Origin of the sequence: Humibacillus sp. DSM 29435, assembly GCF_001758225.1 — a bacterium.
Classification (GTDB): Bacteria; Actinomycetota; Actinomycetes; order Actinomycetales; family Dermatophilaceae; genus DSM-29435.
The window spans coordinates 1-16,608 of the sequence record NZ_MAST01000004.1; the positions used below are offsets into that span (position 1 = coordinate 1).

At 66.5% G+C, this 16,608-nt stretch carries 22 protein-coding genes; 15 read left to right on the forward strand and 7 right to left on the reverse strand.

From position 1 onward, the window contains the following. Nucleotides 1-537 precede the first annotated feature (537 nt). From BA895_RS03810 to BA895_RS03820, 3 genes are all read left to right on the forward strand, one after another. Nucleotides 538-1,500, forward strand: a complete 963-nt coding sequence (locus tag BA895_RS03810) for a transposase (protein WP_254666308.1) — start codon at nt 538-540, stop codon at nt 1,498-1,500. Between the two features lie 114 nt (nt 1,501-1,614). Next, a complete protein-coding gene (locus BA895_RS03815) occupies nt 1,615-1,848 on the forward strand; it encodes a ribbon-helix-helix domain-containing protein (RefSeq protein ID WP_070190580.1) in 234 nt (77 codons plus the stop codon). A 4-nt stretch (nt 1,849-1,852) separates the two neighbouring features. Continuing rightward, nucleotides 1,853-2,167 (forward strand): type II toxin-antitoxin system PemK/MazF family toxin, encoded by a 315-nt coding sequence (locus BA895_RS03820; protein WP_070190581.1) that lies wholly within the window; start codon nt 1,853-1,855, stop codon nt 2,165-2,167. Between the two features lie 133 nt (nt 2,168-2,300). Here the strand turns inward: BA895_RS03820 and BA895_RS03825 are convergent, their stop codons facing one another. Continuing rightward, complete coding sequence (locus BA895_RS03825; RefSeq protein WP_070190582.1) at nt 2,301-2,768, reverse strand: hypothetical protein; 468 nt, start codon at nt 2,766-2,768, stop codon at nt 2,301-2,303. A gap of 155 nt (nt 2,769-2,923) precedes the next feature. Between BA895_RS03825 and BA895_RS03830 the strand changes: the two genes are divergently transcribed. The 3 genes from BA895_RS03830 (at nt 2,924) to BA895_RS03840 (ending at nt 4,701) form a co-directional block, all read left to right on the forward strand. Continuing rightward, complete coding sequence (locus tag BA895_RS03830) at nt 2,924-3,460, forward strand: GNAT family N-acetyltransferase (protein WP_070190583.1); 537 nt, start codon at nt 2,924-2,926, stop codon at nt 3,458-3,460. A 212-nt stretch (nt 3,461-3,672) separates the two neighbouring features. Then, complete coding sequence (locus BA895_RS03835; RefSeq protein ID WP_070190584.1) at nt 3,673-4,074, forward strand: hypothetical protein; 402 nt, start codon at nt 3,673-3,675, stop codon at nt 4,072-4,074. Between the two features lie 213 nt (nt 4,075-4,287). Then, nucleotides 4,288-4,701 (forward strand): GNAT family N-acetyltransferase, encoded by a 414-nt coding sequence (locus BA895_RS03840; RefSeq protein WP_254666309.1) that lies wholly within the window; start codon nt 4,288-4,290, stop codon nt 4,699-4,701. A gap of 285 nt (nt 4,702-4,986) precedes the next feature. Here the strand turns inward: BA895_RS03840 and BA895_RS03845 are convergent, their stop codons facing one another. Beyond that, complete coding sequence (locus BA895_RS03845) at nt 4,987-5,511, reverse strand: GNAT family N-acetyltransferase (protein ID WP_070190719.1); 525 nt, start codon at nt 5,509-5,511, stop codon at nt 4,987-4,989. 625 nt (nt 5,512-6,136) lie between these two features. Between BA895_RS03845 and BA895_RS03850 the strand changes: the two genes are divergently transcribed. The 3 genes from BA895_RS03850 to BA895_RS03860 all read left to right on the forward strand — a co-directional run bounded on the left by BA895_RS03850 (nt 6,137) and on the right by BA895_RS03860 (nt 8,390). Then, nucleotides 6,137-7,039, forward strand: a complete 903-nt coding sequence (locus tag BA895_RS03850; protein ID WP_083282945.1) for a S41 family peptidase — start codon at nt 6,137-6,139, stop codon at nt 7,037-7,039. Between the two features lie 89 nt (nt 7,040-7,128). Next, nucleotides 7,129-7,626, forward strand: a complete 498-nt coding sequence (locus BA895_RS03855; protein ID WP_070190585.1) for a helix-turn-helix transcriptional regulator — start codon at nt 7,129-7,131, stop codon at nt 7,624-7,626. Nucleotides 7,627-7,817: 191 nt separating this feature from the next. Continuing rightward, entirely contained in the window at nt 7,818-8,390 is a 573-nt protein-coding gene (locus BA895_RS03860; protein WP_070190721.1) for a class I SAM-dependent methyltransferase, read from the forward strand. 23 nt (nt 8,391-8,413) lie between these two features. On the opposite strand, the gene BA895_RS03865 is transcribed toward BA895_RS03860, so the two are convergent. Further along, complete coding sequence (locus tag BA895_RS03865) at nt 8,414-8,992, reverse strand: DinB family protein (RefSeq protein WP_070190586.1); 579 nt, start codon at nt 8,990-8,992, stop codon at nt 8,414-8,416. Nucleotides 8,993-9,062: 70 nt separating this feature from the next. Here BA895_RS03865 and BA895_RS03870 point away from each other — a divergent pair, with 70 nt between their 5' ends. Next, nucleotides 9,063-9,689, forward strand: coding sequence for a LysE family translocator (locus BA895_RS03870; protein WP_070190587.1), 627 nt, complete (start codon nt 9,063-9,065; stop codon nt 9,687-9,689). 64 nt (nt 9,690-9,753) lie between these two features. Here the strand turns inward: BA895_RS03870 and BA895_RS03875 are convergent, their stop codons facing one another. From BA895_RS03875 to BA895_RS03885, 3 genes are all read right to left on the reverse strand, one after another. Next, a complete protein-coding gene (locus BA895_RS03875) occupies nt 9,754-9,990 on the reverse strand; it encodes a hypothetical protein (RefSeq protein WP_070190588.1) in 237 nt (78 codons plus the stop codon). Between the two features lie 124 nt (nt 9,991-10,114). Beyond that, nucleotides 10,115-10,519 (reverse strand): VOC family protein, encoded by a 405-nt coding sequence (locus BA895_RS03880; protein ID WP_070190589.1) that lies wholly within the window; start codon nt 10,517-10,519, stop codon nt 10,115-10,117. Beyond that, nucleotides 10,516-10,803: a helix-turn-helix transcriptional regulator gene (locus BA895_RS03885; RefSeq protein WP_070190590.1), complete on the reverse strand. Its 288-nt coding sequence runs from the start codon at nt 10,801-10,803 to the stop codon at nt 10,516-10,518. Before BA895_RS03885 ends, BA895_RS03880 begins: the two co-directional genes overlap by 4 nt. Before the next feature lie 221 nt (nt 10,804-11,024). On the opposite strand from BA895_RS03885, the gene BA895_RS03890 reads away from it, so the two are divergent. The 5 genes from BA895_RS03890 to BA895_RS03915 all read left to right on the forward strand — a co-directional run bounded on the left by BA895_RS03890 (nt 11,025) and on the right by BA895_RS03915 (nt 16,179). Next, nucleotides 11,025-11,651, forward strand: coding sequence for a GyrI-like domain-containing protein (locus BA895_RS03890; protein WP_371327688.1), 627 nt, complete (start codon nt 11,025-11,027; stop codon nt 11,649-11,651). Between the two features lie 580 nt (nt 11,652-12,231). Next, a complete protein-coding gene (locus BA895_RS03900; RefSeq protein WP_083282973.1) occupies nt 12,232-13,293 on the forward strand; it encodes an ABC transporter ATP-binding protein in 1,062 nt (353 codons plus the stop codon). Beyond that, nucleotides 13,290-14,174 carry an ABC transporter permease gene (locus BA895_RS03905; RefSeq protein ID WP_070190593.1) on the forward strand — a complete coding sequence of 295 codons (885 nt, stop codon included), beginning with the start codon at nt 13,290-13,292 and terminating at the stop codon, nt 14,172-14,174. The genes BA895_RS03900 and BA895_RS03905 overlap by 4 nt, the downstream gene beginning before the upstream one ends. A 179-nt stretch (nt 14,175-14,353) precedes the next feature. Further along, complete coding sequence (locus BA895_RS03910) at nt 14,354-15,568, forward strand: sensor histidine kinase (protein ID WP_070190594.1); 1,215 nt, start codon at nt 14,354-14,356, stop codon at nt 15,566-15,568. Further along, the gene (locus BA895_RS03915; RefSeq protein WP_070190595.1) at nt 15,565-16,179 is read left to right on the forward strand and encodes a response regulator transcription factor; all 615 of its coding nucleotides are present in this window, start codon (nt 15,565-15,567) and stop codon (nt 16,177-16,179) included. Before BA895_RS03910 ends, BA895_RS03915 begins: the two co-directional genes overlap by 4 nt. A gap of 10 nt (nt 16,180-16,189) precedes the next feature. On the opposite strand, the gene BA895_RS03920 is transcribed toward BA895_RS03915, so the two are convergent. Next, a complete protein-coding gene (locus BA895_RS03920; protein ID WP_217493812.1) occupies nt 16,190-16,594 on the reverse strand; it encodes a cold-shock protein in 405 nt (134 codons plus the stop codon). Nucleotides 16,595-16,608: the final 14 nt, after the last annotated feature.

Sequence of the window (16,608 nt, forward strand, 5' to 3'; positions counted from 1 at the left end):
CACGGCGGCCACAGAAGCCGCTTAACCGATGTCCACGAAATGGGGTCAACCCCAGTTCACCGTGTTGCCTGCCCTCTTCCTTGGCGGTTGGTTCCCGCTCGGCAGGCCTCTCGACTACCTCGCAGTAGTCGGCATCTTCCTCGTTACGGGGCTCGCAATATGGCTGGTGATGTTGTTGGTGTTCGGCGTGATTCTGTCGAAGCATCGGACAAGTCGGGCATCGAGGCGCGGCGATACGTAACTAGTGGACACCTCGTTCCCGCGTCGGAAGACTTCGACGTGGCGGTCGATATCGCGCGCTTATCGGCTGCTTGTTTCATTGACGCAGGATCGGTGTCTGGCAAGGCTCGGTCCAGGCGTTCGGGTTGTCGCTCTCAATGCGGCTGCTCACCTTTCAGGGTGTGGCTCTCTTTTGGCCTGCGCAACCCGGACGTCGCCAAGGGCCGGGAGAGGCTCAATAGGGGTGTGCCCACAGCTCGAAGCAGCGTTGCCCTCCCAGCTCGACGACCAGTTGGTTCGAGCAGAAGGAGAGCAATCATGGAAGAGGACACAGCAAGCCGTGTGGTGATCGGGATGGACCCGCACAAGCGGTCGGTCACGATCGAGGTGATGGGCCCGCAGGAGGCCATCCTCGGGCGGGGCCGGTTCGACACGGACCCGGCCGGCTACCAGGACATGCTCGCGGTAGCGCGGGCCTTCCCGCAGCGGGTCTGGGCCATCGAGGGCTGCAACGGGATCGGGCGGCACGTCGCGATCCGGCTCTTGGCCGATGGGGAGCAGGTCATCGACGTGCCACCGCAGCTGTCGGCCCGGGTGCGGACGTTCGCGACCGGTCAGGGCCGCAAGACCGACGCGACCGACGCGCACTCGATCGCACTCGTCGGGGTCCGGATGGCCGGGCTGCGCCCGGTCGTCAACAATGAGCAGCTCGCCGTGTTGCGGGTGCTGGTCGACCGGCGCCGTTCCCTCGGGCAGGACCACACCCGGATGGTGTCCCAGCTGCATCACCTTCTGCTGGAGCTGATCCCGGGCGGGGCGAAGAAGGACCTGTCCGCCGCGCAGGCCAAGAAGCTGCTCGCGGTCGTGCGCCCACGCGATGTGGCGGGCAAGACCCGGCGGCGGGTCGCGGCCGAGCTGGTGGGCGACCTGGAGCGGATCTACACCCGCAAGAAGGCCGCGAACAAGGAGCTGTCCGAACTGCTCACCGCGGCGGGCACGACTCTGACCGACCTGCACGGGATCGGGCCCTCCGGCGCGGCCCGGCTGCTGGTCGAGGTCGGGGACATCACCCGGTTCCCCGACAACAATCACTTCGCGTCCTGTTTGACGGCTGACCGGGACCGCCCCGATCGATGCTTCCTCCGGGGACCACACCCGCCACCGACTGTCCCGGGTCTGCCGTTTGGGCACGATCCGGACCCGCAGGTCGCGCCACTAGGAGTCCGCTGCACTATCAATGCAGACGCCGGTCTGGCCAGCTTCTCACCAGCCTTGGAATGAGAACCAGAACCGCCAACTGCTTTCACGAGCAACATGCGCTATTCAGCACGACCGCGTTACACGCTGTACGGCAGTGCATCCCATTCTGGGATGCACTCCCGTACGCTGAGTTGCATGAGTACGCAGATCGCAGTCCGCCTTCCCGACGAGATGGTCGCGTTCCTCGACCGCGCCGTGGCAACCGGCAGGGCACCGAGCAGGGCCGCGCTGGTTGCGTCAGCAGTGGAGAGAGAGATGCGTCGACTGGCCGCCGAGCAGGACGCGGAGATCCTTCGGGCGCAAGGTGCGGCGGACGACCTCGACGCCCTGGTGGAGTGGACCGGCACCCACGCGATGATCGAGGACTGACCGGGTGCGGGAGATCTGCCTGGTCCGCCTCGACAAGACGCGACCTGCGCTCGTGCTCACGCGAGACGCTGCTCGGGGCGCCATGACCAAGGTCACTGTTGCTCCCGTCACCAGCACAATCAAAGACCTGTCCAGCGAGGTCAGGGTAGGACCGGGCAATGGGCTGGACCACGACTGCGTTGTTTCACTGGACAACGTGCTCACCGTCCCGGTGGCTTCCCTTGGACGCACCGTGGGCTATCTCAACGCCACACAAGAAGCACAACTGGCACGTGCGGTCGTGCTGGCCTACGACCTAGAGGTGCCCCTCCTCAAGTGACACGAGGTCGGGCGGCGAACCACCCTCATCGCGGCCGGAGCGGACGTTCCTACCAGTGCGCACAGGGCGTCGCAGGTGCCCATCAGGCACTCATCCTCGCCGACAGGAGCTTCGAAGACGGGTGCCTGGGTGACTAGGGATGTAGTCCCCTGAACTCCAGGACCTCGCGGACGACCTCACGCCGGAACAGGCGGGCGGTCAGGTAAGCCGGGGTGTAAGACGTGACGAACTCCTCCCGACCGGGACCGTCAGGATCGACGATCAAAGTCGAGCGCACGAGGAGGTCCTCGGCGCGCTCGAGGATGACGCGGGTGGGCCCGAGGGTGACTCTCGCGGCGAGGTCGATCTGATCCCCTAGGACCTCTCGTCGGTCTTCGTCCTCGTAGGCGAAGTCGGTCACGCCGTGGCCAGCAAAGTCCATGAAGTAGACCTCAAGACTCGTCGTGACCTGCACTCGCGCCTTCCGCTCCGGCTCGAGGTCTGGGGCGATCTCAAGAACAAGATCTGCGGGGAAGTTCTTGCTCGAGGTTCTGACCCACGTGTGCGTGGGATGCTTGGCCATCAGCTCGGGAACCATGTCGGCCAGATCGCTGATCTGCACAACGGTAGTCAAGCACCTCGGCAGATGCGGGGACCACCCACAGTGGACCGACCACCGTCACATCGCCGGACCGGCCAGAACCACGCCGGCTCCGCGGCAAATCCGGTAAACACCTCACGCTGATGACCTGCCTCCGCGCGTGAGAGATTCTGGTCATGGCAGGTGAAGCGAATCCTGAACGCGAAGTTGTACTTGAAACGAGTCGCCTGTGGCTGCGACCCTGGCGGGTAGCCGAGGCCGTGGTTCTGCGTGAGCTGTGGACCGAACGTGATCCGCGATTGCCGCCGCACCGCCGAATCGATGCTGATGGACACCCTTGGGTTGGCGAGCTAGAGAAGTCGATCCGCGCCAACCAGCCATCATCGATCGGGTTGCTGGCAGTCCAGCGGAAGGCCTCCGGTGATGTCATCGGCTACTGCGGGCTGGTCGACAGCGAACGAGGGGCAAAAGGAGAGCCGGAGCTGGCGTTCGAGTTCTTACGACGGGTCTGGCGTCAGGGATACGCGACCGAGGCCTCGTTGGCGGTGCTGGACTGGGCGACATCGTCGGGTTACCAAAACCTGTGGGCCACGGTCTGGGAGTGGAACAGCGCTTCTCGCCGGGTGCTGGCCAAGGTCGGTTTCACCGAGACCACGAGGCAGGAAGTGGACACCGTCTACGGGACCACCTTGTTCACGACGAGGTCGCTCTAACAACGATGCTGCGCCTTGCTGGACGTCCCTCCCTCAACGCGACATGATCGATGGATGTCTGAAGCTGGGGGAATAGTCATCCGCAAGCGGGGCCCCTACTACACATCCACGGCAACGCTCGCGAACATCCCCCAGCGACAGAAGAGTGATGATCAATCTGCGCCGCGGGCCGTACTCGACGGCATCGGCTGAGTTTCCGTTACGGTCACGAGGTGACGCGCTTTGGCATCGATGCACCGACGTTCTTGCGGCTGGCCCGCGGTGACAAGCGTCCGCATCCTGCTCACCAGTTGGTGGCACCCAACTCCCTGCGCTCACGCGCGCTGGAACTGCTCTTGAAGGAGGTGCGCGCTGGGCAGCTCACCGATGACGAAGCGCTCCAGATCCACGAGCGGATGACGGAGATCAAGGTGCGGCTGCTCGGGGATCGCGTGTCCAGGCGAGTCGCGTGGGGGCATGCGCGGCGGACCAACTCGATGGACCTGGCCGGTGCCGAATACCTCGCCGTGACCGAGCTGCAGGCGGACATGCTGTTGACGACCGATCCACAACTGCGCACCATGGCGTCTGATGTCGTGCCCCTGGCCGACCTCGAGGACCTCTTCACGGGTTAGCGGGCCCGCCCGCGCCGCGGTGGGTCGGGCTGACGCAGTCAGCGGCTGTTTGGAACGGCGGCTGGCCCGTGCTAACGCTCGGCACAGCTGCGCGGTCCGCGGCGAATGAGGATGTTTGGTCGCACGGGCTCCACATGGGACCGCGGCTGAGTGACGCTGCCTCAGCTCAGAATTCGTTTGTGGTACGAGGGGTGACCGGGCAGAGTCACGCTCATGTCCAAGACCCCCTTCGGTCATAATCCAACCCTGATCGGCTCGCTGATCACGCTTCGCCCCATCGCCGCCGCCGACGCCGACACGGTTGTCCGGATCGTGCGCGAGGACCCCGACATCGCCAGACTGACAGGCTCGGTGCACTTCTCCACCGAGCAGCTCGAGGGGATGCCGATCGAGGACCTGCGAGACAGCTATGGCGGCTGGGCGACGGCGGATGCCCGCCTGGTTCTGGCCGTGGTCGACGCGGCCACCCAGCACATGGTCGGTGAAGTCGTCCTCAACGAGTGGGACGAGGACAACCGCTCCTGCAGCTACCGGACCCTCATCGGAGCAGAAGGCCGAGGGCGTGGCTTGGGCACCGAGGCCACCCGCATGGTGGTCCAGCACGCCCTGACCGGATTCACCGGGTGAGTCTCGAGGTCTACGACTTCAACCCACGAGCTCGACACGTCTACGAGAAGGTCGGCTTCCAGCACGAGGGAACTGGCGGGACGCCCTGCTGTTCGACGGACACTGGATCGACGTGCACTACATGGCCATGCTGGCCCTGGATGTTCTTGGCTGAGGACCTGCCCTCCCCAACCTGGTCGAGCAGTGTTGCATGCCTGGTCGACTCTCCAGGGCAAGAAACCAGCCACGCCTGACGCCCCATTGCGACAGAAGCCCGCTCCGGCGGACGATACTCACCAGCCGAACTCACAAGCGGCAGGTGAACGCCCAGTCCACGCCATCCTCGCCCTGGTCGTCGAAGTCGGGATCTCGTCGCAGGCCGATCTTTGCAGCGACCCTCTGGCTGGCTAGATTCATGGGGCGGATGCGGGCGACGACGAGTTCGGTAGGAAGCGACTCCTGCGCCCAGTGCAACTGGGCGGCCGCTGCTTCCGTGGCGTAGCCATGTCCCCAAGTCGAGGGATGAAAGCGGAACATGAGGTTGAGTACGCGCTCGCTGTGGATCGTCATCCACCGGACACCGCAGTTGCCAACCAGTCGACCAGTCTTCTCTTCGAAGACGCAACAGTTTCCGAACCCGTACCTCTCCCAATGTCGCAGCCAGTGCCTCACCAGTGCCTCGACGCCCTCGAGCTCCGTCACCAGATCCGACGGGTTGTGCTGGACGACCGACGGGTTCGACAGGATCTGGAGGATCACTTCGGCATCAGCCTGCGCCGGCTGCCGTAGCGACAACCGTGTGGTCAATAGGCGAACGGGCTGCCGGGTCATCTCGGCAATGTACTCGCGGCGCGTCCGCGCCAGGGGTTCAGGCAACGTCCACTCATCGGCATTTTGTGCGTGAAACTCAGACCGGCTCCCAACCCTCGAGACGACCCCGACGCTGAGCACGGGGTGGGCGGCACCGAGGGGCCTGTCTCATAGTCCCGCGCGGGACGACTTGCTCCGCAGTGATTCTCAGACTTTGAAACCGATCGCAACGGACCTTGAGGGTGCATTGGCGACGACCATCACGTGGGCAGTCAGCCCGGCCCCTGCTGGGCCCGAGCCGGGGTTCACGCGGTCAGCAGGAGGTCGTACTCGATCGCGGACGAAGCGAAACGTTAGAAGCAGACTGCCGACTCGCCCTGGTTCGTCGCGTGTGTAACGACGCGAGAGTGCTGGCCGCGATGAAGCCGCTGACGCCGATCGCCGAAAACGTCTGGGGCCCGATGACCCCATCCCATTGGACACATGCGCTGGCCCGGGTGGCCCGGCTGGCCCGGGTGGCGATGGTGTGCGAGCGGGGCGTTCGCCGCACTGGGCGGACTCGGTTGTGTCCACGAGCTTGCGCCGCCCCGGTAGGCAAGCGTTAAGGCTGGTTGCACCGAGATCAGGGCGTAGTCATCGTCAACTCATGCACTCCCTGATCCACGACATGATCGACTCCGCCGCGGTTGCCCTGCGCGAGCAGTACATCTTCGCCGACGTCGGGCGTCGGGCGGCGGTGGCCCTGGAGGACCTGCGGGGCGGTGACCTACGAACCGAGTCCATCGATGACTTGGAGGAGGTGTGCCAGACCCTTACAGACGTCATGCACGAGGTGGCCGGTGACCTGCACCTCCGGTTCATCCACCACCCTGATGCCGCACCCGATGCCGAGGATGAGCACGACTACGCCAAGTACTGGGCGGCCCATGCCGCACGCACTGCAGGCGGCATCCGGTCTGTTGGCCGCGTCGAGGGCAACGTCGCGCTTCTGCAGATCGGGCCCTTCCTCGGCCTGCCTCGTTACGCCGGTACGTGGCAGGCCGCCGCGATGCACCTGTGCCACGGTGCTGCTGGAGTGGTCTTGGACCTGCGCGAATGTTTCGGAGGGACCCCAGAGTCTGCTGCCCTCATCTGTAGCTACCTGCTCGGGCCGGAGCCAACGCACCTGACCGACGTCGTCAGTCGCGAGGGCACGCAGCAGTTCTGGACCCAACCCCTCCTCCCCGGCCCGCGCCTCGGTGCGGAGTTGCCGGTCGCCGTCGCGGTCTCATCGAAGACGTTCTCCGGCGGGGAAGAGCTTGCGTTCAACCTTCAGGAACTCGGCCGCGCCCGCGTCTTTGGTGAGCAGACCCGCGGTGGCGCTCACCCGCGCATCGGCATCCGTGTCCACCCGAAAGTCGAGCTCGCCCTCCCTGTCGCAGTGCCGCGCAGCCCGCGGACGGGGCGCAACTGGGAAGGGACGGGGGTGACTCCCGACGTGCCAGCCCCGGCCTCCGAAGCGGTGCAGGTCGCTGTGGCCGAGCTGCGCTCCCGCACAGAGAAGAAGTGACCGAACGATGCCGCGCCCATTGCCCACCGCCACTGCCAAGGCCTTCCGAAGACCTCCACCGTTCAGAATGGGCCCGTTAGCCTGAATCGATGAACCCAGTGACGCCAGACGCGGCGGAGGCGACCGCAGCCCAGATGAAGGCGTTGTCTCACCCCAGTCGGGTGCGCCTGTGGGCGGCTCTCGGGCCGGCAGAGGCCACGATCAGCCAACTCAGCCACCGCTTGAACCTCAACAAGGGCAACGTGTCCCACCACCTCGGCGTACTGCTCACGGCGAGGTTGGTGACACTGTCGCGTAGCCAGACGGTGCGGGGCGGCACCGAAAGGTACTTCAGCCGGGCGCAGGGCCACCTGCTGTTCCCTGCGACACCAGGCGGAACAGGGCCCGGGTCGGCCATGATCGACACCATGGCCGAAGACGTTCGGGCCGCCAGCGAACCGCACGTACATCAACGCACCATGCGGCTCACCCGCGAGCAGGCTGACGCGCTCATCGCCCACTTCGACACCGTCCTGCACTCCCTGCCGCCCGCAGATGAGCACCACCCTGTGTATCAGGTAGTGACGGCCCTCTACCGCCGCCCTTAGCTTTTCTATGGCCGGTGTGACCGGGCCAAAGTCTCAGTTCTTGCCGGAACCCTCCATGTCGCAGACTCCCTCCGCCGGCGCTCCCCACGCGGTCTACGGAACCGAGGCGGCCACGCGGTGGTGGCCAGGGCGGTGAGAGCCGGGTGGCAGCCCGTTGCGGTGGCCTTCGGGTGGAGGCCTACGCTGACGCGGTGAACCGAGACCTCTGGGACCAGGAAGCTGAGGCCTTCGACTCCGAGCCGGATCACGGTCTGACCGAACCTTCGGCTCGTGCGGCCTGGAGGGACCTGCTCTTGTCGGTCCTGCCCACTGCACCCGCTCGCGTTGCCGACCTGGGATGCGGCACCGGCACCCTCACCCGAGTGCTCACCGACGAGGGCTACCGCGTTGATGGGGTCGACAGCTCCCCGGAGATGATCAAACGGGCCCGGGCAAAGGTGCCGGAATCGCGCTTCGTCATCGCGGACGCCGCCACTCCGCCGCTCCCCGAGGACGAGTTCGACGTCGTTCTGTGCCGCCACGTCTTGTGGGCCATGAGCGAACCCGCAGACGCACTCAGGCAGTGGGTCGCGCTCCTCAAACCTGGAGGGATCGTGGTGCTCATCGAAGGGCACTGGGCCACTGGTGCGGGACTCACTGCCGCGCAGACAGCGCAGATCGTGCTCCAGGTCCGCAACGAGGTGCACGTCAGACACCTGCCCGAACCGATCTACTGGGGCAAGGAGATCACCGACGAGCGGTATCTCGCCATCAGCCACCGCTAACAAGCCTGGGCAAGCGGTCCGAGCTATCGGGCGGACCTGGCAGCCGCCTCGATCTCCGCGCGCCGCTCCATCCAGAAGTCAAGGTCGTGACGATTCTCAGCCATGTCCTCTGCATCGGTTCCGACCGCTCCGTCGAGCTCTTCACGCAGGATGTCGGCGTGGCCGGCGTGCCGACTGGTCTCGGCAAGCAGGTGAACGAGGATGGTGAACAGGGACACCTCAGCGTGCTGCCACCAGGCCACCCGGCCGGTGGCATCGAGACCAAGGTCGGCTACGGTCGCGTCGCCGTGCCGCCACACGCGCCGGTATCGCTCAACGACGTCGCGGCGAGACTCGTCCTCCGTCGCCCACATGTCCGCGAGTAGCTCGGCCTCGCTCTCCCACCGAGGCAGGGGCTCAGGAAAGGGACGGTCGAAGACCTCTCCGAGGTACCTGGCCTCCCAGGTCGCCAGATGCTTGACCAGGCCCAGCAGGTTGGTTCCAGTGACGGTCAGCGGGCGACGTACGTCGTACTCAGAGAGCCCGTCCAGCTTGGCGATCACCGCCTCGCGCTCATGCTTGAGGTAGTTGTAGAGGTCGGCCTTCGCGGTATCGTCGTTCATAGGTCAGCACCCTGCCACCAGCGCGGCCGGTTACGGCGATGACGACTGCGGCATCCGGTAAAGTCGGCAGGTGCCCAGCTCGAACCAGTGGATCGCCTTCGTGATCGCGTCGATCCTGTTCATCCAGGTGCCCGGCCCGAGCCTGCTGTTCACCATCGGTCGAGCCCTCACCGTCGGGCGTCGAGAGGCGTTGCTGTCGGTTGTCGGTAACGGAATCGGCGTCACAACGCAGGTGCTCCTCGTCGCGCTCGGGCTCGGAGCCGTCGTGGCAGCCAGCACGACCGTCTACACCGTCATCAAGGTGTTCGGCGCGGCCTACGTCATCTGGCTCGGGGTGCAGGCCATCGCCCATCGAGGCGAAGCCCGTCGGGCCCTGGAGGGCCAAGTGGCCGCCCCGCAGGGTCACGCCCTGCGCATCGGATACGTCGTGGGCGTCACGAACCCCAAGACGATCCTGTTCTTCGTCGCGTTCCTGCCGCAGTTCACCGCACCCTCTGCCGGCCACGTCGGCGTGCAGATGATGATGTTGGGGCTGGCCTTCGGGGCCTTGGCGATCTGTTCCGACAGCCTGTGGGCCGTGTTGGCAGGCAAGGCCCGTGACTGGTTCGCCCGCGAGCCGAAGCGCCTCGACAAGCTCGGCGCGGCCGGTGGGGTCATGATGGTCGGCCTGGGCGCAGTGCTGCTGGCCAACGAGTAGCACAGTCATTGGCGCGGCACGCCTCCATCGCTGGTCGCCGGTCACTCCTGGTCGAGGGGCCCTGCTAGCGCCCGACGCCACGGAAGCGACGGACAGCGATCCGTGCTCCGGCGACGAACGTGACGATGGCGGCCACGATCACCGTCGGAGGCACCCACGGCTGCGTGGGGGTCGACTCGCCAGCCAGGCCGAGTGGCGCCGCCCCCAACACCACAGCAACGATCCCGACCGCGAACGCCACCCCGTAGGCGACGGCTGCTGCGCCAGCCAGGGTGGCGACCAGCCACACCCAGCGGCTCATGTCACTCCCGTGACGACTGAGCCATCCGGATCCGTCACCGCCGCGCAGACTCGGTCGTGACCGACCGGGGAGAGGCTGGCGTCTCTGACGACGAGGGTCGTTGGGCGTCCAGTACTGGGCAGGCTCATTCGTCGGAGGGGGCCGGCTTGGTGGAGATGATCTGCACCAGGTTGCCGCACGTGTCGTCGAAGACCGCCATGACGGCTGGGCCGATGTCGGTGGGGGGCACGGTGAAGGCAACGCCCGCGCGGCCGAGCCGGTCGTACTCTGCGGCCACATCGTCGACGGCGAACTGACAGAACGGGATCCCGTCTTCGACGAGCGCATCTCGGAACGGCTTGACCGCGGGGTGGCTCGAGGGTTCCAGAAGCAGCTCGGGACCGTCGAGGGACTCGGGCGAAACGACGGTCAGCCACGCGTCGTCGCCGATCGGGACATCGTGCCGCTTCGTGAAACCGAGAACGTCGGTATAGAAGGCGAGAGCATCCCGCTGGTCGTCGACGAAGATGCTGGTGAGCTGAATTCTCATGAGGTGTCGTCCTTTCCGACGACAGGCCATCGTCGTGTGATGGCAGCGAGCGGATCGCTGCTGAAGTAGTGGAACTTGGAGCGACCGCGCCGCTCCGTAACAACCAGGCCGGCAGACTCGAGCACACCGAGATGCTGTGAGATCGCCTGCCGGCTCGATCCGAGGCCGTGTCGGCTGCTCAGCACAGCGCAGATCTCGAACAGGGTCTGCCCGTCTCTGCTGAAGAGCTCGTCGAGGATGAGGCGCCTGGTCTCGTCATCGAGGGCCCTGAACACATCGGCCATCCCCTCATAATAGGCAAGCAAGCAGTTGCCTATCAAGTCTTTGCGGGATTCTGTTCGTCACGTCCCGTCCGAGCCAGCGCCGGAGAGGGCGTCAGATCGCCGATATCCTCGACCTCGGGTGGCCCAGTGGCCCAGCGGCCCAGTGGCTCCGTCCGCCGGCCGCGGCGTTCCCCCCTCCGACTCTGTGGCGAGGGTGTTGCCCGTTCGACGAGTGAAGGGAGGTGAGCTCAATCCAGACCTACGACCTCAAGAAAGACCGCAAGGACCTCTACGCGCCCAGACCGCAAACGTTCTCACTGGTCGACGTGCCAGACCAGTCGTTTCTGATGGTCGACGGTCACGGCGACCCGAACACGTCGCCGGCCTACCGTGAAGGCGTCGAGGCGCTGTACACCTTCTCGTATGCCGTGCGAGCCGTGGCCAAGAACAGGCTGGGCAGGGTGCACACTGTCGCCCCGCTGGAGGGACTGTGGTCGGCACGCGACCTGGAGGTCTTCCGCACCCGCGACAAGGGCGCCTGGGACTGGACGATGATGATCGCGCAGCCAGACTGGATCACCGCGGAACTCGTCGATGAGGGCCGCGCGGTCGCGCTGAAGAAGCGGCTACCGGCCCTGGGGTTGGTTCGCCTCGAGCGGTATTCCGAAGGCCCGAGCGCTCAGATCCTGCACGTCGGCTCGTACGACGACGAAGGCCCGACGCTCAAGAGGCTCCATGACGAGTTTCTTCCGGCGCACGGCCTGGTGCCGAGCGGGCGGCACCACGAGGTCTACCTCTCCGACCCACGAAAGACCGACGCCGCCCGGCTGAAGACCATCCTGCGTCAGCCGGTTGCCCCAGCCCCGTGACGCGGCCGAAAGGGCCCCGCTCAGGTGCCTGACCGCGACGTATGCTCGAAGGGCAGTACTTCCAGGAACTGGGTGAGTCATGAGTACACACACCGACACTGACGAGCGGGCTTTTCAAGAGGCTTCGGCCGAGCTCGACGCCCTTGCGGACAGCCCGGGTGGTGGTGCCGAAGGCCTTGATCGGGCGTCGTGCTCGCCGGCCGTCGTCTATCTCGCGCAGGTGGGGATGGGCGCCGCGGCTCGTGGCTGTTCGGCTCAGGGCTGGCGAGCAGAGGTCACCAAGAGCCGGGGGCCGGAGGGTGTCCGGCAGCTCGTTGAGGCCGAGGAGTGTATGCGGCATTCCGGTTTGTGGCCGTGGGACTGACGGGCCCATCCATCCGTTGACCGGTAGCAGCCGATAGGTCGGTCGATCCGGGGGCGGTTCCGGAACTCAGGATGCCGTCCACCCACTGTCGCGGGCGGTGGCCCGTCCGATGCCGGATGCCGCTCCCGTGACACTCACCGCTGTATGACAACTGTCAACTGACCTTGGTGACTCCGGCTCATGGTGGTGGCGGCAGCGCCTTCCTACCGTTGGGGCATGAGCACCGACACGGTCATCGAGGTCAACGACCTTCGCGTCGACTACGGCACCACCACCGCCGTCGACGGCACCAGCTTCACGGTCCGACGCGGTGAGGTCTTCGCGCTGCTCGGCACCAACGGAGCCGGCAAGACGACGACCCTCGACGTGCTCGAGGGCTACCGCGGGGCGACCGCCGGAACGGCATCCGTCTTCGGCGTCGACCCGTTGCGCGACCGCGACCGACTGGCCCCACGCATCGGCATCATGCTGCAGGATGCCGGGTTCTTCGAGACCCTCACGGTTCGGCAGACCGTGACGGCGTGGCGTCGCTTCTACCGCGGCCCGCGATCGCTCGAAGGGGCGGTCGGCCTCGTCGGTCTCTCCCACCGAGTCGACACACGAGTCTCGTCACTCTCGGGTGGCGAACGTCGCCGGCTTGACCTGGCTCTGGCCCTGCTGGGCCACCCCGAGCTGCTCTTCCTCGACGAGCCGACGACCGGTATGGACCCGGAGGGTCGCCACCAGAGCCTCGAGCTCGTGGCCGGTCTGGTGCGTGAAGGTCTCACGGTTGTGCTGACCACCCACTACCTCGAGGAGGCTGAGCAGCTGGCCGACCGGGTCGCGATCATGCACCGCGGCACGATTCGACGAATGGGGACGCTGGAGGAGGTGCGGGCCGAATCCGGTGATGCCCGAATCGGGTTCGAGGTTCCGACCGACAAGGCGACGCTGCTGCCGGCGGCGCTGCAGGCCTCCATCGACCATCGGAACGGAAGCGCGCGGGTCGAGGTTCGAGACCTAGACCCCGAGCGCGTGCTGCGCCGGCTCTTCAGCTGGGCGGATGCCCACGACGTCACTCTTCTTGGCCTCGAGGTGCGCAGGGGCAGCCTCGAGGACGTCTTCCTCAGCCTTCCGGACGAGCCGGAGGACAGCGGCCGGATGCCGGGAACGGCGCCTCCCGGTGGAGGTCGAAGCGGCCGTCCCCCCTTCGATGGCAACCGTGCCCACGCGGCCGGCGTCCGGGCCGACCACGACGAACGCGCCGAGAGCCTGACGACGACAGGAGCCCGATCATGAGCATCAACCCCACCTGGCCGCGGTACGTCTGGCCGCAGGTCGCCCTCTCCCAGCGCGTCTACTGGCAGGACATCGCGTTCGCTCTGGTCGGCGCCGTCATGCCGATCGCCATGGGCATCTTCCCGATGGTGCAAGTGCGTGACGCGCCCCCCTTGCCCGGCGGCATCCGGCCTATCGACCTGTTGGCCCCCTCGGGACTGTGCGTGTCGATCATCTGGATCGCCTACGCCGTCATCAACTCGGCCGCCCGGCGTCGAGAGACGCGCACCTACAAGCGGCTTCGGGCGACCCCGATCCCGCAGAGCGCCATTCTCGTCGGGGAGGCCACCAGCGCCGCGCTGCCCGCCCTGGCCCAGAGCGGCATCGTGCTCGCGATAGCGGTCGGGTACTTCTCAGTCGCGCCCCCGGTTCATTGGACGCTCGTGGTCACCGGCCTGGTGATCGGCGCGATCACGATGGGCCTGTTGACCTTCGGCGTGTCAGGGCTGCTGCCCTCGAGTGAGCTGTCGACCTGGATCGTCACCCCATTCGTGATCGGGATGTGGATCCTCAGTGGGTCACTGACGGTGACCTCCGGGGTAGCGAGCACCATCGACCGCATCTCTGACTACCTGCCGTCCACCGCCTTCGTACAGATCGTGCGCACCGGCTACGTCGGGCAGGACTTCGTGAACCACGATCTCGTCCGCCACCCGCAGCTGAGCCTCTCTCAGGCAGTCGACGCCATTCATCAGCCGCTGGGCGTGCTCATTCTCTGGATCGCCGTCGGCTACCTGCTCTTCCGCACCTGCTTCACGTGGGATCCGCGCACCTCTCGACGACGAGGACGCATCACCGGAAGCGCGACCGGCAACCGGTCGGTGACCGGGGCAGGGAGGTGAGCGCCACCCTGTGCCGACCGTGTTCTGCACTGGCGCAACGATCGTTGCCCCCCGCCCCGACGACGGCGGTTCGGTATGGTTCGTGGTGACGCGGTCTCGCCGCGCCGATCTCGGGTGGAGCGGTGCGTAGGGCCGTGCGCAGCCTCCCCCCAACCGCGCCAGGGGGACCCGCTGACCGTGTGTCTGCCGACCAGGACGACGCGGAGATGAACGCCTTGAGCGTTCGCGAGATGAGGCAACCGTGGAACGCGGTCGGTTCTCGACTGCCGATGGTCGCGTCGTGGGCCATCATCGTGGCCCTCGTGGTTCAGGAGAGCGTCAGCGATCTGGGCCCCAGCACCGTGGGCTGGTTCGGTTTGAACCTGCTCGGCACGATCATCGCCATCGCGACATCGCTGTGCTACGTCGTTTGGCAGGTTCGGATCGTGCAAGGGGTGAGTCCCTCGACGACGCGCCGCTTCGTGCTGCTGCTCACGGTAGGGGCTTGGACTGCCATGCTCGTCGATGGTCACTGGGCTCCACTGCCGCTCGCTCTGTCGGCCGTGATGCTCGTGTTCTCACCGCTACGGGCCACCCTCGCCGCCGCCCTGATGCTCGTCGGCCTGGCTGTGTACGTCGGCCTCGTGGTCGACCCTCGGCTGGCCGTCGTCATGCCGCCCGGAATTCTCGCCCTGGCGGCAGTGCTTTACGCCTTCACCCGGCTCTCGGTCGTGATCCGCGAGCTGCAACTCGCACGTGAAGAGCTGGTTCGTAACCGCGTAGACCAGGAGCGGCTGCGGATGCAACGCGCCCTGCACGACATTCTCGGTCGAACTCTGGTCACTGCATCACTGCGCAACCAGATCGCACTGCGCACGCTCGACTCCGACCCACGTGCAGCGCGGGAGCATCTCGAACAGCTGCACGTTGTCGTCAGTGACGGACAAGCCCGGTTGCGAGCGGTCACCGCCGGGCCGGTCATCGTGAGTCTTGCCGACGAGGTGGAGTCGGCCAGCACGTTGTGTCAGCGGCTCGGGATCGAGGTCACGGTCGATGTCGGGCCGCTGCCCTCCGGCGTCCCCGAAGGGGAGATCGGCGCCGTGGTGCGTGAATCGGTGACCAACATGCTGAAGCACAGCCGGGCCCTGCACTGTTCGTTGACGATTCGTAGCGAACCGATGGCCGTCGTCGTGACGGTCGTCAACGACGGCTGTTTGGAGGGTGCCCCCGGTGCGGGTTTCGCCCCCGGTACCGGTCTGACGCACATGCGCGAGATCGTCGAAAGGGCCGGTGGCAGCTTCACGGGTGAGCTCATCGAGAACCGGCGGTTCCGAGTTTGGGCCTCCCTCCCGAACCCATCGGGCGCCCCTGGGCCAGTGGAGCACCGAGCCGGCGACCGCCGAGACCAGACATGAACGACCGACTGCGCATCCTCATCGCGGAAGACGTCGACCTCGTGGCCGAGGCCTTCCAGGCCCTGCTCGAGACCGAACCTGGCTTCGAGGTCGTGGCCCGGGTCGTCCGAGGCGACGAGGTGCTCGAGGCCGCCCGACGGACGCGTCCCGACATCGCGCTGCTCGACGTCGACATGCCGGGCGCGACGGGTATCGAGGCTACGGCGCAGCTGGCGGCGGCCCAACCGGACTGCAAGGTGCTGCTACTCACCTCGTTGCCGGGCAGCGGCCAGATACCCAAGGCGTTGGCCGCGGGGGCGTCCGGCTACGTCGTGAAGTCGATGTCAGCCGCCCAGCTCATCGACGCGATCTGGTCGGTCGCCTCCGGTCACACCGTCATCGACCCCCAGCTCGCTGCTGACGCGCTGCGCAGCGGGCCGAGCCCGCTGACCACCCGCGAGGTGCAGCTTCTGCACCTCGTCGAGCAGGGGCTCGCCACCGAGTCGATAGCGCGCGCGATGTTCCTGACCAGGGGAACGGTGCGCAACTACCTCTCGACCATCATGACGAAGATGGACGTCACCACCCGCGCGCAGGCCGTGGCTGCGGCGAGGGCCAACGGCTGGCTCTAGCCGCGACGGGCTACGCGCCAGCAGGGCCGGTGGGGTCGGTGGGGTCGGTGGGGTCGGGGTAGCGGATGGTGAGGGTGCTGGAGTACGCCGCCGCGTCGCTCTCCCCCTGGGACGAGAACCACGGCGTCTCGTCACTGGGCCTGACGTGGCGGGCTCGGAAGGCGAAGCCGTCCTGCTCGGCATCCTCGAACTCCAGCGTCACCCTCTGCCCGACGGGCAGCCTCCGGTAGCCGAGCGTCTCGACCGACGAGAAGTGTGCCCAGCACCCTCCGGGAGTATCGAGTGAGTCGATCACGCCCCACCCTTGGTCGTCGTGCCACTGCCGCACGATGCCGTTCGTGACCATCGACCCAGTCTGCACCGCCGCGCGATGGGGGTCGAGGGCAGCGCCGTCGTCGAGGAACTGGGACATCATGAAGAGCCATCGAC

Coding starts and splice junctions, on each gene's coding strand:
- BA895_RS03865 (WP_070190586.1), bottom strand. CDS start 8,992: ATGAACGACGATACCGCGAAGGCCGACCTCTACAACTACCTCAAGCAT.
- BA895_RS03880 (WP_070190589.1), bottom strand. CDS start 10,519: ATGAGAATTCAGCTCACCAGCATCTTCGTCGACGACCAGCGGGATGCT.
- BA895_RS03900 (WP_083282973.1), top strand. CDS start 12,232: ATGAGCACCGACACGGTCATCGAGGTCAACGACCTTCGCGTCGACTAC.
- BA895_RS03915 (WP_070190595.1), top strand. CDS start 15,565: ATGAACGACCGACTGCGCATCCTCATCGCGGAAGACGTCGACCTCGTG.
- BA895_RS03920 (WP_217493812.1), bottom strand. CDS start 16,594: ATGATGTCCCAGTTCCTCGACGACGGCGCTGCCCTCGACCCCCATCGC.
- BA895_RS03845 (WP_070190719.1), bottom strand. CDS start 5,511: ATGACCCGGCAGCCCGTTCGCCTATTGACCACACGGTTGTCGCTACGG.
- BA895_RS03885 (WP_070190590.1), bottom strand. CDS start 10,803: ATGGCCGATGTGTTCAGGGCCCTCGATGACGAGACCAGGCGCCTCATC.
- BA895_RS03815 (WP_070190580.1), top strand. CDS start 1,615: ATGAGTACGCAGATCGCAGTCCGCCTTCCCGACGAGATGGTCGCGTTC.
- BA895_RS03905 (WP_070190593.1), top strand. CDS start 13,290: ATGAGCATCAACCCCACCTGGCCGCGGTACGTCTGGCCGCAGGTCGCC.
- BA895_RS03850 (WP_083282945.1), top strand. CDS start 6,137: ATGCACTCCCTGATCCACGACATGATCGACTCCGCCGCGGTTGCCCTG.
- BA895_RS03810 (WP_254666308.1), top strand. CDS start 538: ATGGAAGAGGACACAGCAAGCCGTGTGGTGATCGGGATGGACCCGCAC.
- BA895_RS03855 (WP_070190585.1), top strand. CDS start 7,129: ATGAACCCAGTGACGCCAGACGCGGCGGAGGCGACCGCAGCCCAGATG.
- BA895_RS03830 (WP_070190583.1), top strand. CDS start 2,924: ATGGCAGGTGAAGCGAATCCTGAACGCGAAGTTGTACTTGAAACGAGT.
- BA895_RS03875 (WP_070190588.1), bottom strand. CDS start 9,990: ATGAGCCGCTGGGTGTGGCTGGTCGCCACCCTGGCTGGCGCAGCAGCC.
- BA895_RS03840 (WP_254666309.1), top strand. CDS start 4,288: ATGTCCAAGACCCCCTTCGGTCATAATCCAACCCTGATCGGCTCGCTG.